Here is a 25,797-nt window from a genome sequence, read left to right on the forward strand (position 1 = left end):
GGGGAGTGGGGGAGTAGGGGAGTGGGGGAGTGGGGGAGTGGGGGAGTAGGGGAGTGGGGGAGTGGGGGAGTGGGGGAGTGGGGGAGTGGGGGAGCATTTTTTTACCTTTTTCCCATATCCTATTTCTGAATTTCTTGAGGACTGATTACAGCAGTTTTCATTTGGGTAGACTACAGTAGGGGCGAATGGCCATTTGCTAACGCAAAGCTGCGCTTTATATGTTGCGGAGCAAAACGCCCTTACAGGGTTTTGGTTGTGGCGATGTGGTTGATCAATCTGAAAAGCGCTGTAAAAGAGGAGGGTAATTATGATGATTTATGACGCGAGCAAGATGCTCGCACTAATTGTCAAACACCAACCTGGTAGTTGCTATAAATGGGTTCTATAAATATGGGACATAAAATAAAAACTACAAGTATTATAGGGACTTTCTATGGAATGTCCCTACAGTGGTCTAACAATAATGGAACTGTATAACCAAATTTGATATTATTTACTGAAAAATTAAGATATAAAGCCTCTCCATTCATGGAGAAAAAAGAAAAAAATTCCTTTTAACCCAATCCTATCCGTTTTCAAGGAGAGGTAATTCTAAATTCTAAATTCTAAATTCTAAATTCTTGAAGCTCTAATTAAAACTCCTGGTTCTTTCTGCATAGGCAAAATATCTAAGGTGTCAGTTTGAGAGCAATATTTGAGGTCTTCATAACATTCTAAGCGTTGGAGGCGTTTGCCATGACTGGCATAATTTAATAGTTCATATAATTTTTGCTCCCACTGAAGATAGAGGGATATTGCACCAAATACTTCATCATTTCCTACAGTTTCATCTGGGAGAGAATTAGTTTCTGTAATTAGGGTATGAGCGATCGCTCCTGCACAAACCGTATCTTCCAATGAATAACTACCTTCCCACCCAGACCCCAAGATCCAAATAGTTTCTGGTTTATTGGTTTTGAGATATTCAACTACGGAGCGACGGTTGACAAGTGCTGCTGCTAGGACAACTTTAGCATTTTGAATGCGCTGAAGACAACGAGTGCCATTAGTAGTAGTCATAAATAAACGTTTATCTTTGACTACTTCGGAAGTAAAGTTGAGGGGTGAGTTGCCTTCATCACAACCTTCTACTTTTTTGCCTCCTCTTTCTCCTACACGAATGCGTTTGTCAGCGGGCCATTTTTCGCTGACTGCCATTAATTCTTGAACATCGCTAAATACTTGTACTGCTTCTGCACCTGCATCTAATGCTGTGGCCATTGTTGTTGTAGCTCTGAGGACATCAACCGCGATCGCGCAGTCTGGCATATTTTCAGTGGGGGTTTCTTCGGGAGTGTGGTAGATGAATATTTTCACGGTTTACATTCTGAGTAATATTATTGATTAATTATTGTATTGCTTTATAGCGCTGTGCACAGGCAACAGATCATCTGGCAATAGGCAACCCACCCCTAACCCCTCCGGTGGAGGGGAATAAATTGCCAATAATATAAGACTTTTAGCTATTGGACACCTCCTGCAATTTGTAAATATACCAGTGCAGACTGCTTTATCAACAGGACTTACGCAAAGAAACTCTGTATAGAGTCCAGTAACTATTGGACAATAGTTATGAGTACTATATCAGGACTTACGCAAAGAAACTCTGTATAGAGTCCAGTAACTATTGGACAATAGTTATGAGTACTATATATAGCGTATCTGCGTAAGTCCTATATATATAGGGTATCTGTGTAAGTCCTAATCAAAATAATATGGGTCTCAAACCCCGCTTTTTAAGGCGAAATATTTTTGGAGAGTTGCTCAAATCTCCTACTTCCCCTCCCCTCCTGGGAGGGGTTAGGGGTGGGTTGGGAGGGGTTAGGGGTGGGTTGGGAGGGGTTAGGGGTGGTTTAACTTCTGACTTCTGACTTCGTCAAGTGGACATTTATTCTGTTTTGCTAGTAATAATTCTGCGGATGTCGTCTTGAATTTGAGTACCAGTCTTTCCTTCCCATCGTACTTTTAACAAATTCAGTCCCACCTCTGCATATTTTGTGATAATTTCCAGAACTTCCCGACTTTCAGTAGGTTGGGGTTGACTGTTACGTTTAGTTATGGCATGAACTCCTGCTTCTAGTGCCAGACGTACCTCATCATCAACAATTTTCATAATTGCCATATCCTGGCGACCTGTGAGAGAAACTTGGGAGATATCAGCATTTTGTTTGATGGCATAAGCTGCGGCAAATACATAAGCATCAATCTTTCGTCCGAAAACGGCCTGACTTTTGAGGGTGTCCAAATAACCTCTCACTTCTGGTGTGGGGCGAATAGTTGCGTTGGGGTCAATACGTTTCAATTTTTTTCCTCTACCACGGAAGTATCTTCAGTTGCCCCAAGACGGCGAATATTGAGAGTACCTGCAATGTGAGGTTCCACAATATTTAAAAGATGCGAGGGAAAATCTCGGTCTGTGGCTAAAACTATTACCTGGGATGGTATTTCTGGTAATGATGTAATTAAGTTTTTCTGATGTCTGGTATCTAGATGGCCAAAAGGAGTATCCATAATTAAAGGTGCTGCTGTACCAGATGCTAAATTTAATCCTGTGATAAAAGCGAAGGCTAAAGCTTCTTTTTCTCCTGCACTTAAAGTTTCTGGGTCGATAATTTGACCTACTGCATTTTTGACTCCTAAGGTATAGTCTGGCTGAATTTTTATACCTTGATATTCTTCTGGTTTATTAGTGACTTGGCGATGAATTTTAGAGGTTCGATATTCGATGGTTTGTTTCCTTTCTTCTGTTCGCCATTCTATTAGCTCATCTGTGGCTTCATAAAGACTTCTTGCGAGTTTTGCTTGCTTTGCTAAAGTTTCTGTTTGTTTATCTTGAGTGGCTAATTTTTCTATTTCTCGGCGTTGTTTTTCTTCGTCTTTTTTTAAATCTTCTATTTCCTTATTTAATCTCTCAATTTGTTCTTTTTTCTGTCTGGTAATTTGCTCTGCTTCTCCTACTGTTTGCCAAATTGCTTGAGCTTCTTCTCGATCAATTCCTTTAGTTTCTCGTTTCAGACGATATGCGTCTAGTTTGATTGTTTCTAGTTCATCTTGTAGGCAATCACGCTCCAACAAAAGGTCTTGAAAGTTAGGTATTTTATAATCGGAAATTGTTTCTAAGCGGTTGCGTATTTCATCCTGACGGATTACTTCTTGGGTACTACTAACACCAGATTCTAAACTTTCAATTTCTTTGATAATAAATTGACGAGAATCTTCATCTATACAACGACCACAAACACAAGTTTGATCTTCTAATAATTCTCGTAAAAGCTTAACTGAACCAGAACGTCGAGCGGTTGTAATAGCTGTACTTTGCATATCATCTGCAACTTCTATCACAAATTCTATCAATAGCGGAATAGGTGCTTGTCTCAACCCACTTTCTAATTTTTCTGTGGCTTTTTTGAGGTTTTCTTTACTAATTGCTTGGTTTCTTTCTAAGTCCTTTAATTGTTCTAACTTATTTTGTAGTTCTTCAATTTTATTTGCTTCTTCTGTTGTTTCTTCCAGCTCTTTAATAGCATTTTTCTCATCTAATTTTGCTCCCTCAAGTTGTGCTGTTTTGACTTCTATATTTTCTTGAATTTCTCGAAGTTTTTGTTTAACTTGTCTGAGACTTTCATTCACCGAATCTACTTCATCAAATTTTCTATCTAATTTTTTTCTAGTAATTTTTACATCGTGCCGGAGATTTAGTAATTCAGTAATTCCAAGTATTCGCTCTATGGCTCTGTGGGTTTCTTTAGTGTGAATTCGTTGAGCATAACGTTTAATTTCTACACCATCAAAGAAGAAAAATTCTTTACAGGAATTTGGCAATAGTTCCTCAATTTTTTCTGGCACATCTCTAATATTTTTACCATTTTTATTGATTACTGGTAGTTCTACTTTTGCTCTAGCTGTCTCACCTTGTATTTCTCTTTTTGCAACTCTGCTAATATTGTAAATATCTCCATTGCGCTCAAAAACAAGTTCTACTGACATTTCTAAGTTAGGATTCTCTTTAACTATTACCCGATTAAAATGGTCTAGTAATTTAGAATCAGAAATAGCTTTTGCACCGTAAAGACACCATTGAATTGCCTCTAGTATAGATGTTTTGCCAAATCCATTTTGACCAAAAACAATCCAGATTTGCTTATCAGTATTTAGGTTAAATTGTATTTCTTGATTTTGATAACATTTCCAGTTTTTTAGACGAATACTTCTGAGTTTAAGCCCCATAATTAAGTATCCTCCATAAATGATTCTGATGAGTCTGTATACCGTTCAATCATTTCAAGTAATTTTGTCGGAGCAGTCTTGCGTTTTTGCTTGAAAATTTCTTTTTTTTCAAGTTCAATTGCTGCTGTAATTAGTTCCAGAGGAATTTCATATTTTTCTGCTAATTCTTGTAGTTTTCCTTCCACTTTTCAACCCGATATTCTTCAGTAAATTTCAACAGTATTAGTTATCTTCTACAGGTCAGCACAGATATTCTGTAGTTATTAATTTATTAATTATGACTATAGTGATTCTCATATTAATGGAATACAGTCTTTTTTCTATATTAAGGTGTTCCCTAAAATCCAAAAATTTTTTACCTCATGTAGAAGCAGAAATTCCATATACTTTAATCGAAACACTTTATCGGAAGAAAAGCATTGATATTTATACGGAAAAATCTATATATTAAGATATTATAAATTTATTTTATCTCCGTAATTATACGATAACTTTAATATTCCTAATGCTGACAATTAGGGCTTACTCATCTAATCTAAAAGCATTGACGTATAAAGATAAGTGCCTTTTTGGGGCCTTGAAAAAGTGCAAATTTTTCAGCTCTTCATGCTCAAAAAGGAGCGTATTTTAGGCGCATAGTTGGGCAAAAAAATTATTCTTACAATTCTTACTCCTGCCTCCTCGCTCCCAAGCCATTTCTCCTGTCTCCTGTCTTCCCCTCCCCTCCTGGGAGGGGCTAGGGGTGGGTTGGGAGGGGTTGGGGGTGGGTTGTCTCCTGTCTCCTTCCCCTACTAAAAGACTTTTGAGCGCAAACCCTAATTAATAATGGAAAATATTACCAAGAGCTACCCCAAAAAACATAAAAAAAGTGGCGTTTTTACCTCCTCCATTATCAGGTAGATATTAATACGCCACTTTGTTCAATTAACTTATTAACCTAGACTGAGAAAAAACTAGGCTTCGCTCTCAATGTAAATGAACAATAAACCCATAACTACAATTGGCATTAACCAAGTAACTACAGGAATTAAAATCCAAGGTAAGTAAGCTGCTGCATAAGAACCAGTCATTTCATATTCTCCTTAAATTACACTATTTCAAAGTAGGTGGTTATCTAGTTTAACAAAAAAAATTTGACTTGTTTTTTGTGCAAACTTTAATTGTAATTATTCCAGCATTTGAAGCAGGATGTAAGTGTAAAAATCAGATTTACATCCTAATTATTAAGAGGTATTTAATTAAATACACCTCGGAAAATAGAGTCTACAATTTCAAAGTTTTCTATTAGGAAGAAAGCCACAACGGCACCACCCATACCACCAATGAAGAAACCACCAGTAAACTGACTCCAACCTTCAGAAGTTTTTAGTGGGTCTGCACCTTCAGCGCTCTCTCCTTGGAAGGAAACTATGCCATAAGCAGATAGGCAAATAGTGGCAATTAGAATTAGGGCGATCGCAGAAATTAATCCCCCAATGTTAGCAACTGCAGAATCTCGTAATGGACCAAGCTTTGCCCAAGGACCAAAGATAAAATAACCATGGGCCATACCTACTTCTAGACCACGTAAAATTGGGGATAGACCTGTGCGGTAAGCAGGTAGATTACCGATAAATGCTCTGGTAAAGTCAGAATCACTGATTGGAGTAGATAAATGACCAACAAAAGGGTCTCCATTATAGGGTTGAACAAATCCTGTATCTGTAGCTTCTGGCATACTTAGCTTTCCTCTGAATTGAAGTTCAAAAATCTTTAGAAGATATTAAGCTCATATTTTACGAGGTAGGTGCATTCTATTCTCAAAATTGGTTTTCAACTTTAAAAAAATTAATCTAATCTGGTCTTTATTAATAAATTTTTAATTTTTGTTTATTGAATATTTTGTGATTCTCCTTTGGTAGTAGCTCTGAAAGTCCAAAACCTTCTGATTGATTCCTTAAATATGGCTACGGTAAAATCGCGCTAGTCTTTTTGGAGATACCCCAAGTAGATAAGCAATGATAACTATTTGATTAATGAAAGTAGTTTTGATTATTCCTAATTTTTGCCACCGACGACCGGAGGTAAATACTGGAGCTGTTACAATTGCTATTTGTCCTCTTTTTTTTAACTGTCGTATCAATTCAAAATCTTCCATAATTGGTATTTCTGGGAAACCACCAATTTCTTGAAAAATTTTGGCTGGGAGAAAAATTCCTTGGTCTCCATAAGGCATTTGCAAATAACGCGACCGCCAATTTACCATTCTTTCAACTATTCGTAAACCTTTTGTTGTTCCTCTAATACTTAGTTCAAAAGCACCTGCAATAATTTTCGGTTTGACCAATATATCTTCCAACATTCGGTCAAAATTTGAAGGTAAAAGAGTATCTCCATGTAGAAATAAAAGAATTTTTCCCCTTGCTATTTTTGCTCCACAATTCATCTGAGTGGCACGACCAGGAAGAGAAGAAATAACTTGGATATTTAAACATTTAATCAGCTCAATTGTTCCATCATTACTACCACCATCAACAACTATTATTTCTATATCTTTTGCCGTTTGAGCTGTTGAAATTGTTTTGGTAATCGTACTAACTTCATTTAAAACAGGAATAATAATCGAAATACTTGTCATCAATTTTTAACCTCGGTACGCTTGAAGGAAGATTGAAAAAGGGAATCAAATTTATCGACTTAAAATGCCAGAATTTGATAATTTATAATCCTTACTATTCAAGCTAGTTAAATTTAAAAAATCGTGATAATTAAATGTGTATTAGTTAATTTTAAACTGTGATTTTTCTAAGTCTTCAGGACGGTCAATATCAGAAAGCTTGGGTAAATAATCAATAACTAACTTCAAACTTTGAGCGATCGCTACAGTTTTTGAGAATACTTCAGACGTTCCCCAATTAATTCCTTGAAATAATTCTGGAGTAATTTTTCTCAGACCAATTAAATAATAACCTCCATCTGTTGCTGGACCAATTATCACATCAGATTTAGTCAGTTTAGTAAAAGCTTGTAAAATAATTTCAGGAGTTAAACTAGGGCAATCTATGCCAATAATTACCACAGATTTCATCCCCCGATTAAAAGCAAATTGAAACGCTCTTGCCATACGTTCCCCTAAATCCCCCATACCTTGTTCTTGATATTTTAAATCTGAACCTAACCAATTTTTCATTAATTGTAAATCACCACCTACAAATCGAACTTCAATAGATAATGAAATAAAATCAAATAACTTATTAGCTTTTTTGACAGTTGTTTCAGTCATCTGACGTTGCAGATTTGCTGCACCTTCAGCTCCCAAAGCAGGTATTAATCGTGTTTTTGTCTTTCCTGGTTCTGGATATCGAGTAAAAATAATTAGTTGTTGATGTTCCATTGTGATACAATCTAACCTAGATTTCAGTCTATTTTTGAGAATAAATTTGAATTAAATTCTACAATAAATTAAGTAAACAAAACTTCCATATAGTTATTCACTATGTCATTTCAGTTATCAGTTATCAGTACCTCTAGCTGTTTGCGCAGCATGACCTAGGAAAGCCTGATACTTGACATAAGAAATATTCCCTTTTCTCTTGGTCTCATGGATATGGCAGACCGCTTTTTATCCCCTTAAAAGGAGAGGCTATTGACCAAAATTTTTCGGTAAAAAAAAATGATTGGATAGATGATAATTAGCAAATAGCAGCTAGCCTTTAAAGTATTCCAAATATTTCTATTCAGCAATTAACAATTAATAATTACCTCTTATTAAAACGGATAGGATTGACTAAAAGGATTTTTTTTTAATTCTCTTGGTCGATTGGATATGGCGAGGAAACCTCGCCATCCCACCCTAACGGGAAGCTCCGCTAACGACCGCTTTATCCCCTTAAAAGGGGAGCCTTCAAGGCGTGAATTGTTGAATGAATAATTATTAACTATCAGCTCTTAATTATTCATGATTCATTATTCGGTAATTCAGAGAAAATAATATTGACAAAAAAAGTAAATATGACAGATAATCTAGAAAAATTGAGTAAAATTGCCATTGTTGGAGATGTTCACAATCAATGGGAACCAGAAGATGAAATAGCCCTCAAATCTCTAGGAATTGACTTAGTACTATTTGTGGGAGATTTTGGTAATGAAGCAGTAGATGTTGTACAGGCGATCGCCACTATTGATATCCCTAAAGCAGCAGTTTTTGGTAATCACGATGCTTGGTATACCGCAACAGAATGGGGCAGAAAAAAATGCCCTTATGACCAAACTCAAGAAGACAGAGTGCAGCAACAAATAGACTTATTTGGAGAAGCTCATGTAGGTTATGGACAGCGAGACTTTCCAGAGTTAGACTTAACAGTTATTGGGACTCGTCCTTTTAGTTGGGGAGGTCCAGAATGGAAATATCAAGATTTTTATCAGCAAAGGTTTGGGGTTAATAGTTTTGAGGAATCTACTAATTTAATAGTTAAGGCAGTAGAAAACGCAGTATGTCAAAATATAATTTTTCTTGGCCATAATGGACCTGCTGGTTTAGGAGATGCTCCCGAAGATCCAGTGGGACGTGACTGGCAACCCAGAGGTGGAGATTTCGGCGACCCTGATTTTAGGGATGCCATTGTAAAATCTCGACAATTGGGCAAGAAAATTCCCTTAGTGACTTTTGGTCATATGCACCATAGATTACGACATACTCAGGAAAAGTTGCGTAAGTGTATTGATGTAGATACCGAAGGGACATTATATTTGAATGCAGCAAGTGTGCCACGCATTATAGAAATTGAGGGCCAGAAAAAACGGAATTTCTCAATTGTATCTATGAAGGCAGGTATAATTTCTCAAGCTGCTTTGGTTTGGGTTGGCCATGATTTTACAGTAGTTTCTGAAGAAATTTTATATTCCTCATCCAAATCTGTTGTTGAGCCGGCACAAGTGTTATAATATATAATTGTCAAAACAGTTATAGCAGTCGAAGCAAAGTTTAGGACATTCCTAAATGCTCAAACCCAGTCAGAGATTACTTCTGACTTCTGATTTGCGCGTAGCGCTATAGATTATTCTGACTTTTAACTTTTGACTTTTGACTTTTGACTTTTGAATGGAGAGGTGGCAGAGTGGTCGAATGCGCTCGACTTGAAATCGAGTGAGGGTCAAACCTCCGTGGGTTCGAATCCCACCCTCTCCGTTTTTTTCTAACTGTAGGTGGCTTTGTTGTACAAAAGACGAAAATAGTTTAAAAATAGCAGGGTATGGTACAAAGAACCGTAGTAAGTAGACATGAACAAGTCTAAGTCCAAATCCTAGTCCCAGTACCGGCTTAACAACTGGTCTGAGTATGATGCCTCCTTGTTTGCGCAGCATTCCGTAGGAAAGCAACGAGGAAGTCTAATATTTTGCTTCGGTACAGAGGCGATACGGCTGACGCCACGCTCCGCGAAAGATAAATGGCTCAACCAACAAAAAATTGGACGTAAGGGTGCATCCAATACCTATAGCAACGTAGCCATTGAATTGATGGCTACAGTTCAATCTTGATTTGGCGAGCGCAGGACGGCACTCCCGTTGGTTTTTTAGAATCTATATTTGCCTTAATAGAAGTAGATTTACCAGTGCCAGACCATAGCACTCTGTCCCGTCGCTTGGGTAAATTAAACATTGAAATTCCAGTGTTAACAGCAAGGAAAGCTATTCACCTGGTAGTAGATAAAGGCATGGGTGAAAGTGTATAGTCAAGGAGAATGGAAAACCAGAGTTCATGGCAAGCGGAAAGCACCGGACATGGAGAAAGTTACATACGGGTGTGAATGAGGCAACTGGGGAAATAGTCACTGCGGTAGTAACAACCAACAATTTTAGTGATGACCAAGTTTTTAGTTACTTACGATCTAGGAGTAGAAAGTGATATCGGGCAAGTTTCAGGTGATGGAGCTTATGATAAAAGTAAGTGTTATGAGAAAGCTGAATTATTAGGAGCTAAAGCGACAATACCGCCACGGAAAAATGCAGTCATCAAGCAGCATGGCAATTGTTAGGCTAACCGTTCTTAGAAACCTACGATAATCTATATTAGGCGTTGCTGAATTGAAGTATGAATGCGCGATTGTTTGGTTCTCGCCTTCGCCCCCGCGCATCCCCCATTCAACAAAAAGCGAAGCAACATCTGGCTTCCCCATCGTTCAAATGCGCAGCATCCTCTGGCTTCCCCCTTTCTAAGGGGGACGGGAGGGGGATTAAAGGGGGACTTTTAGAGTTTTATTCCCCCCAAAATTGGCTGGCTAGGGGGGCCAAATCATACCAAGAATCAGCAACGCCCTATATTATTATGAATTAATGCTATCTCGTTGGCGACATATTCGTTTGTTTTTACCTAAATTATTGCAAACTATTAGTTTTGGGGCAACGGTTGCGGGAAAACCTGTAGTAGAGGGGTTGGATTTTCTCAAGTCTTTGGAAGGAACTCGAAAAATGGATTTACCAGAAGTTCCTGAAAGTGTTATTACAAGTCAAACTTGGTGGCGATTAATTGTTACAGAGCATGGTACTTTTAATCGTAAAGCTTATACTTTTTGTGTGATTGAGTCTCCCAACTTTCAAGTTTATCAAGGCCAAGAAATAGTCAGTCGGGAATTTTTTCTTCCTGGCTGGGATAGTCCCGCTGTAAATAACTGGCATGAGTGGCAACTTACCTTGGTGAAAAGATATAGCGATCGTCTCAGCTCAACAAACCAATTGTTTGATGAAATGTTTAGCAAATGTTTTGATATGCAGCAAGCTAAACACAACACAAATTATAATCAGTTGTTTTATGTAGCTTCTCAGTTATCTATAAAATTCTGGAAGTAATTTTAGATTAGTTTTTTTTATACGTCAACTTTAATTGGTTGACGTTTTTTTTGTACTATTAAATGAGAGAAAGAAGGAATGTCTTTTAAATCATACAAAGAGATATTTTTAGAGATAGAGAAACAATATTTTAACGGAGTTAATAAGAACAGTAAGCGCAGGCGAAGTCGTAACAATATAAGTGATAATAATTCTGATAATCGCACTAATAAAGTCTATTTTGATAAGATTTTAAATCAAAATGAATATCCAACATTAGAGTCATTAAAAAGTGCATTGTATAGCTAGAATTCTGGACAAAATCATTCAAAAATGCCTATTAAATTTATAAAAAAATAGCTTCAAAAGCTACCAATAGTCAAGAATTAATCAGACTTTTTGATGGCATCGACACTACTCAAACCATATTTCAAGAGAAACAAAGCATCTCTTGGAATGAGTTTTACAGTTGGCACAATAAATGCAGTCAATATTGTCAAGAATGTGATGAACCGTGGTTATGGGTATGTGCTATGTGTGTTACTTATGGGTTAAAACCTTCTGAAATTGCAGCAGCACAAAACCTTTTTAAATCTTGGTATCGGCGCAATACTACTATCAAAGCTATCAACAATCCTAGCAACAAAGATATGTTATTGGTAGTTGGAGAATTTACATATTTTGGTACATCTACTAAAACAGGAGCAAGAATTGCTCGCCCCTTAATACTTAACCAAAATATTTGGGATGAATTAAGGTTAAAGCAGCCAAAATTACCAGTAATAAATAGCAATTCAACTAGAGACAAATTAATTGAAGATGGTCACAACGTTACTGATTTTTACCTAAAATCTGACAAAGATTTTAACCGAGATTGGAAAAAAACCAGGCAAAAAGTTATTGCAGATGATGTTGCAAAATTCTTAAAGGCTGAGAATATTTCTCTCAAAGATGCCGATGATATTTTATCTAGTTGGAGCGCTTCCCACGACGATATATTGAAAGCTGAAAAGTCAATCCTGATAAATCGCATTGTACCTGGCGTTAAAGATACTCAATTGTGGGGTGAAGAACTGCTGACCAAAATACTCTATGAAGAAAAGCAACTAATATCACGTCTTGAACGAAGATGGCATCTTCAACACATAGGTAAAAGCTCAAAAATTCAGCAACATTATTGGGCGAAAAAAATAAAAGAATCTAAAATCTATTTACCAGATTGGCGATCGCCTCATTTTGTGGCCTCCAAATTATTAGATATTGGATTAAGAAAGATTTGAGATAATCCCGACCGTGAGTGGACAGGGGACGACAAAGAACTCAAGGCCATTGTTAGGTCAGCCAACCAATGGCGACGGCGGGACTATCTCCCTCGAAGGGGCCGAACGTCAACTGTCCAATATATCAATCGGATACTTGAGAAAATTGGCTACAAACTCATCCAGACGCGCCGAAATAGCAAACGATTTTACCGAAAAATTGGGTTTAAAGCCTCGCCCTTGTAGGGCGACTTTTTATTTTATTTGCAAGTGAATGGAATATATGCTACAGTGTTTTTAGTTGCCGGGGGGCACGCCTCCTCCGGAGGAGCTTCGCTAACGGAAACTCTAAATGGACGTGGAGGAAAGCGTTAGACTACCGCCAAGGAAGCAGTACCCTGTGTTAGCGACAGCTATGCGAAGCAAAGCGTCAACCCACTGAGGAGCTACGGCTCAGTAGGAATCCCCGCGCCTTTAGGCCGGAGAGTATGTCAAAAGCTTTCAGACATCTATTCTGAAATCTCCATCAACGGAAAATCTCAGGCATTATCTCAGCCAATCATGCAAATTCTTAGCCAAAAGCTATACTCTAAAGCTGAATACTGTGAAACCCAGGTATAGCAATCATTAGAGGCAATGCCAGTTACCCATAATATATATAAATCAGAGGGGGAGGTGGCAGAAGCCAAAGGCCATATAGAAAAAGCCATTCAACCTAATATTTCTGTGGGAGATTTTGTTGACCTGGATTGTGGCAAGATTTTCATCAGAATAGTTGCTATCTCCAAGGAGAAATTGAAAGGTTTCTGGGGCGCAAAAGGCATAATTGAGTTTTCGCTCTCAGAAATATGCAGCGTCAAGCAATATTTAGGGAAAAAATACTCATTGGTCTGGGAACGCTGATATTTTCTGCTTGAATATTTTAAAAGATTCAAGAGTTTTCTTGTGGCCAAATTATCCATGTTTTTTTTGATTGTCCAGATTCATACTCATTTCTGTGTAGTTTTTTCTCCATATTATGTCCATTTGCTGCCTAAAAGAAGGCTGAAAGCTGGAAAACTCGTTATCTTGCCAATAAGCGGGTAGGGGGAATCGAACCCCCATCATTAGCTTGGAAGGCTAAGGTTTTACCACTAAACTATACCCGCAATCACTTATTTAATATAGCACACTTTTATAGAATTGCAACAAGTTCAGTAGAAAAAATTTTTAGCTCATATTTACTGCCATCTGACCTTTAAGTTATAGAACCTTGACTAACTACAAAACCTAAAATCTCTTCATCTATACCTTTCAAATTCAGATAACCATACTTTTTCACCTCTCGACTATCCACATAGTTAGCAACAGTCTGGGATACCAAAATTGTATTTGGCTCTGCCGCTTCCTGTAGCCTGGCTGCAATATTTACTGATGGGCCAATAGCTGTATAATCAGACCGCTCTGCACCACCAAACATTCCCACCACAGCATTACCCTGATGAATACCACAACGAAACCTCACTGGTGAGACCCCATTCTGGCCAATTAACCCCAGATTTTGCCACCGTTCATTTAATTTATCTAAAGCTTTTAACATCGCCCTGGCTGAAGCAACTGCTCGTTGCACCTGTTCATCTGCTGTCAACTCTTCAGGTGAACCATAAATTGCCATCACAGCATCCCCCACAAACTTATCCACAGTACCACCATTAGCAAAAATGGCTTTTGTCATCTCTGTTAAATATTCATTCAACAACTCAGCTATTCTACGCGCTTGCAAAATATTCGACATCTGAGTAAAACCTACAATATCACTAAACAAAACTGTCACCAATTTTGGTTCTGGTCTTAAATCTAAAGCTAAATCTCCCTGTGCTGCACGTTGCACCATTTCCGGTGGCAAAAACCGCCTTAGCACTGACTTCGTCAAATAGGAATTCAATTCTTGCACTCTTCGCTCATTCTCTTTCAAAGCTAATAAATTATTGACTTCTGCCAAAAGTTCTCGCTCGTTAAAAGGTTTTGATAAATAAGCATCCGCTCCTCTTTCTACCCCTTCAATTCGGGCATCTTCATCTGCTTTTGCTGTTAATAAAATAATTGGAGTTCCTCGCAGTTCTTTTTCTTCTCTAATCATTTTGATTAAATCTAGACCAGATACAATTGGCATCATTAAATCTGTGATAATCAGATGAGGATGATAAGTTTGTGCAATTTCAAATCCCTCTGCTCCATTCCTAGCTAACATTACATTAAAGTTAGATTTCCGCATAATTCTTGAGACATAGCTTCTCAAATCAGGGTTATCATCCACCACTAAAATAGTATCTAATGCCACATCATTACCATTAACTTGAGCAATATTTTCTGCTTGGTCTACTGCTTGTAATTCCTCTGCTTCTTCTAATTCTGCTTCTATATCTGCAAACTCCACAGCTAACTTAGAAGCATTAAATTCAGCAGTTTTCTCTACAACTCGATCTGTAGGTAAATGACTATTTCCTGTTTGTAGCCAAACTTCAAAAGTAGCACCTTGACCATAAACTGATTCTACATTTACTTGGCCATGATGCAGTTCTACTAATTCTTTAACTAAGGCCAAACCTATACCACTTCCTTCATAAGAACGATTTGCCGACCCTTCTGCTTGTCGAAATCGTTCAAATAAAAACGGAATTTGTTCTTGACGAATACCAATTCCAGAATCTTGAACTTTTAATAGACAATTTTCCCCAACTGGTTCAACTGAAATGGTAATTGTGCCTCCAGCGGGAGTAAATTTCATCGCATTTGATAGCAAATTATAGATAACCTTATCAAATCTTTCTATATCCAGATAAACTAATGGGCAATTTTCACTAAATTCTGTAACTAAATGAAGTTGCTTTTTCTGACAGTAGGGGGTAAATGACTCCACAATGTTGCGACAGAAAGCTACAAGATTACAGGGTTGAAAAGAAGGCTGCATTCTTCCAGCATCAATTCTTTGCAAATCTAATAATTGATTAACTAATCTCAAGAGGCGACGAGAATTACGCAGAGCGATCTCTCCTTGTTCTAGAGGTAAATCTCTGCTGGAATTAACTGCTTCTTCTAACAAACCGATCGTTAAAGTCAGAGGAGTGCGAAATTCATGGGAGATATTTTGGAAAAATTCTGTTTTGAGGCGGTCTGCTTCTATTAGTCGTTCAGCTTGTTGTCTGGTTGTTTGATATAGACTAGATTGTTGCACGGCGATCGCTGCTTGGGAAGCTACTGCCTCAGCTAGTTCAATTTCAGAAGCTTGCCATTGGTGTCTGTCGTCATTGTGGCGCAGAGAAATACTACCAATAATTTGACCATCAACAGTTAGGGGTACTACCATCAAAGCGCGAGCATTAGAGCGTAAGGAAAGTTGAGATTCGTTAAATTCCGGATTTCTATTCAGATCGCAAACTGCTATTGTTTTTTTTGTTTTTAGCAATTCCATTAAAATTGGATTACTACGAATGGGAGCAAATGACTGAGGTAATTCTATTGCAGTTGACGATCGATCGTTATCAGGAATTTCTGCCCTGCAAGCATAATTATCTAAAAGAGTGGAAGCTTCATTAGTAGTGCTAATAGAGGGTTGAATTTGGGCATCATACAATCCTACACATTGAACATATTCATCAGTTTCCGTCCACAAAGAGAGAACACAACCATCTACTTTCAACGCTTTGCCTAACTCTTGAGTAATAGCAGCAAAAATATCTTGGGGATTTAAACTAGAACGAATAGCAGTTGTAATGGTATTGACCAGAGCTTCTCTTTGAGCAATACTGCTCAGTTGCTCATAAGCACGAGCTTGTGATAGAGCTAGAGCAGCTTGATCTGCAACCGTAATTAGGAGTTGTACTTCATGGTCTTGCCAGTTTCGAATCTTCTCACACTGGTGCAGTGCCAAAACTGCAATTAAGTCTAATCGGGAAAATAGAGGGATAATTAAACTAGAACGAATATTCGCCACTTGGTAAGCTTGTCGGCGTTGTTGCAGTTCTCTACTTTCTCCCTGGAACCTTTCATCAGTTTGGACATCTGAAATGATTTCCACGTCCGTCGTTTGCCAGAGAATATGAGCAAAAATTTCTTCTGGTACATCCGTAGAATCATTGTTTGCTAATTTTTGAGAGTTATCTTCTTGATTCTGATAAATAAACCATTCGTCTTCTCTATAACTATCTTGAAAAGGGCGACAAACAGCTAAACTCACCTCAAACATTTGGCCAATAGTTTCTACTATCCTTTGAAGCATCTGCCGATAATTAGGAGCAGAGCGAATAGTATTGGTAACTGCATATAGTAGAGACTCTTGTTGAAGAGCACGTCTTAATTCGTCAGTGTGAGACTTGAGGACATTGTGAGTGTCAACTGCTTGTTTAACTAATCCTTTGAGTTCCTCTGCATTCCAAGGTTTAGTCAAATATTTAAAGACTTTACCAGAGTTAATTGCTTCTACGAGGTCTTCTACATCAGTGAACCCAGTTAAAAGAATTCGAATAGTATCGGGGTATTGGTTGGCAGTTATACTCAAGAATTCTGTACCACTCATTTTGGGCATTCGCTGGTCTGAAATAATTACAGCTACTTCCTCAGATGTTTCTAGAATTTCTAGAGCTTCTAAGCCACTTTTAGCTCGCAACACCTTGTAATCTCTGTAGAAAGTACGGTAAAGAAGGTCTAGGTTGTCTGATTCGTCATCAACAACCAAAATTTTCGGTTTAAGTTTTTTTCTAGAACTCATGCACCGCTCTCCGTGCTTTCAAGGCAGTAACAATCAATTATTATTTAGTATTATTTAGTCAAGTTAAAGTTTTAGGACTTACGCACCTAAAAAGTATTTTCGTCATTAAACATCTCCACTATCAAGAGGCAGTAGGCAGTAGGGAACCCACCCTTAGCCCCTCCCCCTCCCAGGAGGGGAATAATTGATAATTTCTGTGTGAGAATTGATTCTATTTTAGATTTTTGGAGATGTCTATTGCGACTGACAGGGAAGCAATCTCAAATCCTAGTTTTTCGTACCTCATGCTTCAACAATTAATAATTAATAATTATCTCTTCTTATAAAGAAGAGATAATGTTATAATTAGTGATTTTGATTCAGGATAAAAACAATTTTTACCTACAATAGAAAGTTTTCTGAATTTAAGAAAATTTTAATTATTTGGACTTTTGCTTCTTGTTGTACATAACTAAATTTTTAGTGGCCTTTCGACCTATCAACTAGCGCCCTGATTAGTATATATACTAAAAGCTGTAGTAGGCTGCTCAATATCATTTTTTAATCTAAAATCACTTTGCCTACAAAAATGACAAGATTTGTCAAAAATCCTAAAATATATTAACTTTAAACTTTTAATCCCATTGTCTAATTAAGCAGTTGCCTGTTTTCAGATTTTTACACAACCTCAAGACGGCTGCTACATATATTCTAGCCTTTTATATAGAATTTAGATTATAGTTAGTAAATTTATCGTGAACCCTTTATTTTGTTTATCAAAGTTTCTGGAACCTCAAGCCCAAAAAAAATTGTCTAATGAATTTAGTTTTTTCATCCGGATTGCTCAACCAAAAGATATCAACAGTATTACCGAAGTTTTGACTAATAGTTTTTACTCGTGTCAAGGAATTATGGGTTATGTTCGTCCTTTCTTACGACTAGGTATTTACGAAGATTTACGCAATCGCATCCATTCAAAAAGTGAGCATTATTTATGTCTTGTTGCTATGGTTGTCGAAAATACTGAGTCTACCAGGGATGTATCTAATACTAGAAAACAAGATTTGGTAGGAACTGTGGAAATTGATGTGCGTTCGCGAAGTGGGATGGATGTCCTCTTATTCAACTCTTGGCAATTAGATAATTTAGATGATTTTGAGTATGCTTACTTATCAAATTTAGCTGTTGATGCTAACTATAGAAAATTAGGAGTTGCTCAAAAATTGTTAAGTTCCTGTGAGCATAAGGTATTAGGATGGGGTTTTTGTGAGTTATACCTTCATGTATTAGAAAATAATTATACTGCTCGAAGACTTTACGATAAAGCTGGTTATCAATTACAAGAGGTTGAGTGGACTTTCGGTTCCCTACTATTTGGGCAACCTCGAAAGTTACTTTTGCGTAAATCTTTTTCGAGTAAAGTTTAAGTCTCGGTATTACAAGGAAGAAGGAAGAAGGAAGAGGGAAGAGGGAAGGCTAAATAACTATTAGACATCTGTTCAACAATTAATAATTAATAATTAATTATTACCTCTCCTTGAAAACGGATAGGATTGACTAATAATGAAAATTTTTTCTTCTGTTGGTCTGATGGATATGGCGCAGGTTTCGGAGCCATCCTACCCTACGGGAAGCTCCGAAGAGAGAACTCCGTTCCGCTGTCGCGTTTCGCGTCAGCGTTGCGTTACGCCAGTTTTGCGAAGCAAAAGCAAACGACCGCTTGTTTCTCCTTTAAAGGAGAGGCTTTAAACTTTAATTAGGGTTTGCGCTCAAAAGTCTTGTTGCTGAGGTAGGAGACAGGAGACAACCCACCCGCGGGCCCCGACCGTGGAGGGGAAGACAGGAGACAGGAGAAATGGCTCGGGAGCGAAGAGGTAGGAGCGGGCGTTTTGTTAGAATGATTTTTCTGCCATAATCGTCCCAAAATACTATCTTTATGCAGCTCTTTGAGCTGAAAACAGGTGCACTTTTTTATACCAAAAAATGCTACAACCAATATCAGTCAATGCTTTAATATTTAATCAGCAAGCCCTAATTATTCGGCAAAAATCAAAGATAAAATCAATTATTATTCATAAATTATCAATTATTCCCCTCCTGGGAGGGGGAGGGGCGAGGGGTGGGTTGCCTGTTGCTTTCCGGAGCTGTTGCCTATTCCCTAGCGCGTAGCGCGTAGCGCCATTTACTCACAACATTACCTAAATCTTTTGGCAACCAAGTATCATATTGAGAATATATAGGTAATCTTTTAATTAGCTGCCATCCTCGGGAGTGCAACACTTTTGCTAAAGCTTGATAATGGGGATGAGGATAATCAGGGTTTACTTCATCGTGGGGTCCAATTCCTCCTAAGTCACTAGCACCAGTTTCTATGCAAGCTAATAATATTTCCGGTTTTGTAACTAAATTAGGAGGAATTTGTAACGTAATAGTTGAGGGCAAAATTTGACGAGCGATCGCTACAACATCTGGTAACAAATTGATGTCAAAACCTTGACCATTCCATGTTTGTTGCTCGCCAGGACTGTAGGGTTGTAGAATAACTTCTTGAATATGACCCCATTTTTTCTGAACATTAGCGATCGCTACTAATGTTTCTTTCCAGTCAGTTACGGTCTCTCCAATTCCTAATAGTAAACCAGTAGTAAATGGAATTCTTAGTTCGCCAGCTAATTCTAATTGTTGTAGGCGTAAATGTGGTATTTTACTAGGAGCATTTTGATGAACTGTTTGTAGTAATTTAGGTGTCATCTGCTCCAACATTAGTCCCATTGACACATTAACTTGTTTTAACTCTTTCATTTCTGCTCTACTAAGTGGCCCAACATTAGTATGGGGTAAAAATCCTAAAGATAGAGCTAGTTTACATAAGTCATAGATTAATTGGAACCAAGTTGGTCTATTTTTACTGTTTGGATGTACTTCACCACTCAGAATTAAAATTTCAATTACACCTTGATTTTTGAGGGATAGTAATTTTGCTTCTGCTTCTGATAGACTCAGCCATGAACTTTTGCTTGGATCTGAACGAAAATTACAGTAGGTGCAATGATTAAAGCATTCATAAGTAGGAACTATTGTATAAGCAGGACTATATGTAACAATTCTAGACATCGGTGAAGTATTAAATTTAATTAGTCAAATTGTAAGCATTTCCTCCGGAATGCTGCGCAAACAGCTGTCAGCTATCAACTATTAGTTATTGTTTTTGGTGTGTGATAAAAGGTTAATTAATTGAGCTATAATTAAGCCTTAACAGAACTTACGCATTTTCATGGTAAAAACACTATATATACCATAGTCCTATAGTTTTTATATACTATATGTAGTGTCTTTGCGTAAGTCCTGTTAATATGAAAGTCAGCTCCCTTGACTTTAAAGTTTATATTCATTTCAACACTGTCTTTAAGTAGATAGTCTTATTGCTGATAACTGACAGCTAATAGCTGTTTGTGCAGTATTCCGTAGGAAATACTTACGTCAAATCTAAAATTAGAGAGACAAAAAACTGAGTGGATTTGCAATAATTATGTCATAAAATATTAATTAGGGCTTGTTGATTAAATCTAAAAGTATTTACAGATAAAGGTTTTAGCCTTTTTAAGTATCGAAAAGTGCCAGGTTTTAGGTGGTAATGGTTCAATTAGGAGCGGATTTTGGTTAAGAGTCGGGTAGAAAAATCAAGGAACGATTTTTCCTACTATCTCTTCTATAATTCCCATTTCTCCTGACTCCTGACTCCTGACTCCTCCTCTTACCAAAAGACTTCCATAAGCAAACCCTAATTAATAGACATCTTCAGAAAATAAACTTGCCCTTTATTTGCGATAAACTAGGTGTAATACCAGATTGATAAATGTTTGCTACAAATATCTAGGGTATTTATTAGGAGTAAGGAGTAAGGAGTAAGGAGTCATAATTAATGGCTTTAATACCATTTTTTAGGACGTAAATTATCTTTTTTTTTTCAAAGGGACATCTCCTGTAAAGTATTTTTATCGCTCTTAGTATTCGTAACATTCTTTTTTCAAATTGGTATAATAACTCAAAAAATAATTTTCCGTGTTTTTTTTCTTAAAAACCTCTTCCCTGTTCCCTATTCCCTATTGCCTACTTTTACAAAAAGTCTATATCTTTTTTGGAGATGTCTAATGTTTGATAAATTTTAATACAAATTTTCTCTATAATATCTATGCTACCTGAGAATAAATCAAAAAAATTACCATCACCACCTGATAGTCAGTTTTGGGTAGATGGTATAATAAATGAACTGCAAGAAGGAATTTGGTCTGTTGATACTAATACTAATCAGTTCGTATATATTAATCAAGCTGTAGAAAATATATATGGTCGTCATAGAAATGATTTTTATGAAAATGAAAATTTATGGTTAGAAGTAATTTATCCCAGTGAACAAGAGAGTGTTCAGGATTGTTTATTTAAAGCTCAAAATACAGGAAAAGCAGAAATAGAATATCATATATTTCTGTCAAATGGAGAAACTCGCCTACTGCATCATAAGTTTTTATACATCGCCACAGAAAATCATCAAAAAAAATATATTAATTCAATTATTACGGATATTAGTGAAACTCAAAAATTAAAGTCTAAGTTAGTAAAAACACAAAAAGAATCAGAAACTCAAACCCATGAATTTCAAAGATTAACTCACAATATTCCAGGGATAATTTATCAATGGAAAAAAAATATAGATGGTTCCGATAAGTTTATTTATATTAGTCCCAATTGTCAAGAAATTTGCGAACTAGACCCAGCAGATGTACAACAAAATTCGGCCTTGATGTGGGAATTGGTTCATCCTGATGATTTAGAGGCATTTTGGAAATCAATAGCTGCTGCAGCTCAAACACTAAACAATTGGCAATTTAAGTGGCGTATTATTACTAAAAGTGGAATTGTTAAATGGTTGTCTGGAATTGCTCAATCAGAAAAACAATCAAATGGAGATTTAGTTTGGTATGGAGTGCTTCTAGATATTAGCGAACAGCAAACTGCGCTTCACGAACGCAAACAAACGGAGGTAGCTTTGCAAAAAAGCGAAGCCAGAAATCGTGCATTCTTGGAAGCTATACCTGATTTACTATTTAGATTAAACAAAGAAGGTAAATATCTTGACTTTAAAGCTCCTAACGAAGATGATTTGGCTGTTCCTGTTAATGAGATTATCGGTAGAAACATCAAAGAGATGCTTCCTTTACCTGTAGCACAACTGTTTCTTGACAATATAGAATTAACAGTTTCTACTAGAAAATTGCAAGTTAGTGAATATCAACTTGTTACCATAAGTGGGGAACTACAGGATTTTGAAGCAAGATTTTCTGTAGTAGATGATTCTGAAGAAGTGTTCATAGTAGTCAGAAATATTACGGAGCGCAAACAAGCAGAATTAGCACTGCGTGAAAGTGAGAGACGTTTTCGGGCAGTGTTTGATTCTATGTTTCAGTTTATGGGACTGCTCGAACCCAATGGCACAATATTGGAAGTGAATCAAACTTACCTTAATTTATTTACTATTGACAATATAGAATTTGTTGGTCTACCTTTTTGGGAGTTACCAGGATGGTTACCAGAAACTATCAGCAAGATAGAGAAATCTGTTAATAGTGCCAGAAAAGGTGAGTTTGTCCGCTATGAAGTAGATGTCAAAAAAAATGATGGCAACTTACTTACTATTGATGTTTCAATTAAACCTATATTCGATGAAGCTAAAAATGTAGTTTTATTAATTGCAGAAGGACGAGATATTTCAGAACGCAAACGAGCTGAATTAGAACGCGATCGCTTTTTTACTGTTTCTCTAGACTTACTCTGTATTGGTGGTTTTGATGGTTATTTCAAACGAATTAATCCAGCTTGGGAAGATATATTTGGATACACACAAAAGGAACTTTTGTCAACCCCATTTATTCAAATAGTTCATCCAGAAGATCGATACGCCACAATCAAAGTGTTTCAGCAAAATGTCGGAGGCCAAATGGTAGTAAACTTTGAAAATCGCTGCCAGGCAAGAAATGGTTCCTATAAATGGCTATCATGGAATGTCGTGTCATTTCCCAATGATAGATTAATATATGCTATTGCTAGGGATGTCAGCGACCGCAAACGAGCAGAATTAGCACTACAACATTCAGAAGCTAAATTCCGAGAAATAGCAGTCAGAGAAGCATTAATTAATCGGATTAATAGTATGATTCGTAATTCCCTAGAGCTTGATACTATTCTCGACAACACGGTGGCAGAAATCTACAATCATCTACAAGTTAACTTATGCTGTTTTGCTTGGTATCGACCAGATGAAATACCTTTTTGGCAAGTGGTAAAAGAGGCTAAAGCTAGCAATATAAATAGTTGTTTGGGTGATTATCCAGAAGCAGTATATCGTCCTATTTCTCAAAAATTACTCAATCTAGAAATCTGTCAGATAGATGATATTTGCTCCATAGAAGATGTTGACTTGCAACAAATATTCAGGGACATTGATATGGCTTCAATATTGGCACTACCCATTAGAACTCTTTCTGATGAAATTGGTGCATTGATTTGTTATCGTTGTGGAGTTGCTCCACCTTGGATGAATTCAGAGATAGAATTGTTGCAAGCTGTTTGTAACCAGTTAGAAATCGCTCTCAATCAAGCTGAATTGTATCAACAATCTTGTGCTTCAGTCAAATATGCTAATACTAAAAATGAGCAGTTAGAAAAAACTTTATTGGAACTCAAGCGCACTCAAAGTCAACTAATTCAAGCGGAGAAAATGTCTTCTTTGGGGCAACTTGTAGCAGGAATTGCTCACGAAATTAATAATCCTGTTAACTTTATTTTTGGTAATCTCACTTATGCTGGTGATTATATTACTGATATTTTAGGTTTAATCAAACTTTATCAAGAAACTTACCCTCAGACAACTCCAGAAATTGCAGATGAAATTGAAAGAATTGAACTAGACTTTCTTGTAGAAGATGTTGTGAAATTGTTCAATTCTATGAAAACAGGAGCAGAGAGAATTAGAGAAATTGTCAAATCACTACGGACATTTTCTCGTCTGGATGAAGCTGAAGTCAAAGAGGTAGATATACATGAAAATATAGATAGCACCTTAATGATTTTACAAAGTCGTTTAAAAAGAAAACCTAATTATCCATCAATTAACTTGATTAAAGATTATGGAAAATTACCTCTAATTGAATGTTACCCTGGCCAGTTAAATCAAGTATTTATGAATATTATTGCTAATGCTATTGATGCTTTAGAAGACCGAGATCAAGGGCGCAAAAAAACAGAAGTTCAAGCTAATCGAAGTACAATAACAGTTCGCACTAGAATTGACGAAACTAATAGAGCGCAAATTCGGGTTTGTGATAATGGTGTAGGCATCAGAAAAGAAGTGATTGATAAAATTTTTGACCCATTCTACACGACTAAACCTATTGGAAAAGGTACTGGACTAGGCTTATCTATTAGTTATCAAATTGTAGTAGATAAACATCATGGTAATTTGTATTGTATCTCAGAGTTAGGAGTGGGTACGGAGTTTATTATTGACATCCCACTCAAACAGTCTTCTTTGACCTAAGTCTCAATAGCAGGGAACAGGCAACAGGCAACAGGCAACAGGCAACAGGCAACAGTGGGAAAAGCATTTCTGTGTCTTACGGTTCATCATCAACATCAGTCATATCAAATCCGTTTAATTGGGCATAAAAAAAATTCTCCAATTGCCATAACTATAGCGCTGTGCGCAGGCAACAGGCAATAGGCAACAGGCAACAGCTCCGGAAGGGGGAATAAAAAAACGATAATATAAGGCTTTTAGCTATTGGACAGTTCTTGTAATTTGTAAATATGCCAGCGCACATTGCTATACTAACTTTCCTAATTCTTTCTCCTGCTGAATTCTGTTTGCGGAGCATGACAAACGGAAATTATGACTCCGACTCGACTTAACCATTCTATAACTGTTTAACCGGATTTGATATCAAACACCAACTTGTTCCTTGCTATATATCTTGCTATATCTGTTGCTTGCTAGAGCTGAAAAATATAGACTATCCTAGACGAATATCTACAAAATGTCTATGTTTTTACGCCATTAATCTGTGTTATTATCACTTATGTCTGCTAAGACCAGAGGATTTTAGCAACGATTATGGAGTGTTTTGCACTCGACTTTTCACGTATGATGAAAACCCCAGAGGGAGTCCTAAACTCAATGTGTTTGAGCGGAACATTAACCTTCTTTGCCAGTAGACTTATGGACAGGTGAGTCGGAAAATCGCTCTTAATCACCGATGAAGAGCGTGTCTAGGGTTGTCTAGATTTTTAGAAGGTGTATATATCCGTGGGTACTTAAGGTTAATAGAATTTTTAATTACAGCGGTTTTCATTTGGGTAGACCACAGTAAGGACGTTCCATCGAACGTCCCTACAAGGTTTTGCTTGTGAAGATGTAGTTCATCAATTTGAAAAACGCTGTAATGCCTTAGTTTCTCGTTAAATAAGTTATTTTTTTATTGACTTTTCAACTCTATTGTGATATTTAAAATTATTATTCATCAAAAAAACTTATAAATTAGTTAAACAACACTATCCTTAACACCCCTTTACAAACCGAAATAAACTAGCTATATTATTAACAACGGAGCAGGAAACAAAAAACACCTGCACCACCGTACCTCGAAAATTTCATACATACATAACAGCAATCATACATTATGACAACTA

At 36.9% G+C, this 25,797-nt stretch carries 20 protein-coding genes and 2 tRNA genes; 11 read left to right on the forward strand and 11 right to left on the reverse strand.

Annotation, left to right across the window (positions count from 1 at the left end):
- Positions 1-612: 612 nt before the first annotated feature.
- From F6K15_RS31850 to F6K15_RS31865, 4 genes are all read right to left on the reverse strand, one after another.
- On the reverse strand, positions 613-1,356 hold the full coding sequence (locus F6K15_RS31850; RefSeq protein WP_293069224.1) for a 2-phosphosulfolactate phosphatase family protein: 744 nt from the start codon (positions 1,354-1,356) through the stop codon (positions 613-615).
- Positions 1,357-1,927: 571 nt separating this feature from the next.
- Complete coding sequence (locus tag F6K15_RS31855) at positions 1,928-2,341, reverse strand: hypothetical protein (protein WP_293069226.1); 414 nt, start codon at positions 2,339-2,341, stop codon at positions 1,928-1,930.
- A complete protein-coding gene (locus F6K15_RS31860; RefSeq protein ID WP_293069228.1) occupies positions 2,338-4,266 on the reverse strand; it encodes an AAA family ATPase in 1,929 nt (642 codons plus the stop codon). Before F6K15_RS31860 ends, F6K15_RS31855 begins: the two co-directional genes overlap by 4 nt.
- Positions 4,267-4,268: 2 nt before the next feature.
- Positions 4,269-4,451 carry a hypothetical protein gene (locus F6K15_RS31865; protein WP_293069229.1) on the reverse strand — a complete coding sequence of 61 codons (183 nt, stop codon included), beginning with the start codon at positions 4,449-4,451 and terminating at the stop codon, positions 4,269-4,271.
- 92 nt (positions 4,452-4,543) lie between these two features.
- On the opposite strand from F6K15_RS31865, the gene F6K15_RS31870 reads away from it, so the two are divergent.
- Positions 4,544-4,717, forward strand: a complete 174-nt coding sequence (locus F6K15_RS31870; RefSeq protein WP_293069230.1) for a hypothetical protein — start codon at positions 4,544-4,546, stop codon at positions 4,715-4,717.
- Between the two features lie 502 nt (positions 4,718-5,219).
- Here F6K15_RS31870 and F6K15_RS31875 read toward each other — a convergent pair.
- The 4 genes from F6K15_RS31875 to F6K15_RS31890 form a co-directional block, all read right to left on the reverse strand.
- On the reverse strand, positions 5,220-5,336 hold the full coding sequence (locus tag F6K15_RS31875; RefSeq protein ID WP_124143427.1) for a photosystem I reaction center subunit VIII: 117 nt from the start codon (positions 5,334-5,336) through the stop codon (positions 5,220-5,222).
- Between the two features lie 164 nt (positions 5,337-5,500).
- Positions 5,501-5,983 carry a photosystem I reaction center protein subunit XI gene (locus F6K15_RS31880; RefSeq protein WP_293069234.1) on the reverse strand — a complete coding sequence of 161 codons (483 nt, stop codon included), beginning with the start codon at positions 5,981-5,983 and terminating at the stop codon, positions 5,501-5,503.
- A gap of 219 nt (positions 5,984-6,202) precedes the next feature.
- Complete coding sequence (locus F6K15_RS31885) at positions 6,203-6,883, reverse strand: TIGR04283 family arsenosugar biosynthesis glycosyltransferase (RefSeq protein ID WP_293069235.1); 681 nt, start codon at positions 6,881-6,883, stop codon at positions 6,203-6,205.
- Positions 6,884-7,024: 141 nt separating this feature from the next.
- Positions 7,025-7,639, reverse strand: coding sequence for a TIGR04282 family arsenosugar biosynthesis glycosyltransferase (locus F6K15_RS31890; protein WP_293069237.1), 615 nt, complete (start codon positions 7,637-7,639; stop codon positions 7,025-7,027).
- 617 nt (positions 7,640-8,256) lie between these two features.
- Here F6K15_RS31890 and F6K15_RS31895 point away from each other — a divergent pair.
- The 8 genes from F6K15_RS31895 to F6K15_RS31930 all read left to right on the forward strand — a co-directional run bounded on the left by F6K15_RS31895 (position 8,257) and on the right by F6K15_RS31930 (position 13,232).
- Positions 8,257-9,189 (forward strand): TIGR04168 family protein, encoded by a 933-nt coding sequence (locus F6K15_RS31895; RefSeq protein ID WP_293069275.1) that lies wholly within the window; start codon positions 8,257-8,259, stop codon positions 9,187-9,189.
- 159 nt (positions 9,190-9,348) lie between these two features.
- A tRNA-Ser gene (locus F6K15_RS31900) sits at positions 9,349-9,433 on the forward strand.
- A gap of 346 nt (positions 9,434-9,779) precedes the next feature.
- On the forward strand, positions 9,780-9,977 hold the full coding sequence (locus F6K15_RS31905) for a transposase (protein ID WP_293069257.1): 198 nt from the start codon (positions 9,780-9,782) through the stop codon (positions 9,975-9,977).
- A gap of 129 nt (positions 9,978-10,106) precedes the next feature.
- Positions 10,107-10,280, forward strand: a complete 174-nt coding sequence (locus tag F6K15_RS31910) for a hypothetical protein (protein WP_293069259.1) — start codon at positions 10,107-10,109, stop codon at positions 10,278-10,280.
- A gap of 298 nt (positions 10,281-10,578) precedes the next feature.
- The gene (locus F6K15_RS31915) at positions 10,579-11,091 is read left to right on the forward strand and encodes a hypothetical protein (protein WP_293069261.1); all 513 of its coding nucleotides are present in this window, start codon (positions 10,579-10,581) and stop codon (positions 11,089-11,091) included.
- A gap of 381 nt (positions 11,092-11,472) precedes the next feature.
- Entirely contained in the window at positions 11,473-11,625 is a 153-nt protein-coding gene (locus tag F6K15_RS31920; protein WP_293069263.1) for a hypothetical protein, read from the forward strand.
- Entirely contained in the window at positions 11,604-12,350 is a 747-nt protein-coding gene (locus F6K15_RS31925; protein WP_293069264.1) for a hypothetical protein, read from the forward strand. Before F6K15_RS31920 ends, F6K15_RS31925 begins: the two co-directional genes overlap by 22 nt.
- A gap of 615 nt (positions 12,351-12,965) precedes the next feature.
- Positions 12,966-13,232 carry a hypothetical protein gene (locus F6K15_RS31930; protein WP_293069266.1) on the forward strand — a complete coding sequence of 89 codons (267 nt, stop codon included), beginning with the start codon at positions 12,966-12,968 and terminating at the stop codon, positions 13,230-13,232.
- A 174-nt stretch (positions 13,233-13,406) separates the two neighbouring features.
- On the opposite strand, the gene F6K15_RS31935 is transcribed toward F6K15_RS31930, so the two are convergent.
- Positions 13,407-13,477 (reverse strand) — tRNA-Gly (locus tag F6K15_RS31935).
- 89 nt (positions 13,478-13,566) lie between these two features.
- The gene (locus tag F6K15_RS31940; protein WP_293069267.1) at positions 13,567-17,076 is read right to left on the reverse strand and encodes a response regulator; all 3,510 of its coding nucleotides are present in this window, start codon (positions 17,074-17,076) and stop codon (positions 13,567-13,569) included.
- Positions 17,077-17,864: 788 nt separating this feature from the next.
- Here F6K15_RS31940 and F6K15_RS31945 point away from each other — a divergent pair.
- Positions 17,865-18,482, forward strand: coding sequence for a GNAT family N-acetyltransferase (locus F6K15_RS31945; RefSeq protein ID WP_293069269.1), 618 nt, complete (start codon positions 17,865-17,867; stop codon positions 18,480-18,482).
- A 724-nt stretch (positions 18,483-19,206) separates the two neighbouring features.
- Here F6K15_RS31945 and cofG read toward each other — a convergent pair.
- Positions 19,207-20,169, reverse strand: a complete 963-nt coding sequence (gene cofG / locus F6K15_RS31950; RefSeq protein ID WP_293069271.1) for a 7,8-didemethyl-8-hydroxy-5-deazariboflavin synthase subunit CofG — start codon at positions 20,167-20,169, stop codon at positions 19,207-19,209.
- A gap of 1,078 nt (positions 20,170-21,247) precedes the next feature.
- On the opposite strand from cofG, the gene F6K15_RS31955 reads away from it, so the two are divergent.
- Positions 21,248-24,649, forward strand: a complete 3,402-nt coding sequence (locus tag F6K15_RS31955) for a PAS domain S-box protein (RefSeq protein WP_293069273.1) — start codon at positions 21,248-21,250, stop codon at positions 24,647-24,649.
- Positions 24,650-25,797 lie beyond the last annotated feature (1,148 nt).

This window comes from Okeania sp. SIO2B3 (assembly GCF_010672525.1).
In the GTDB taxonomy this organism is placed as follows: domain Bacteria; phylum Cyanobacteriota; class Cyanobacteriia; order Cyanobacteriales; family Microcoleaceae; genus Okeania.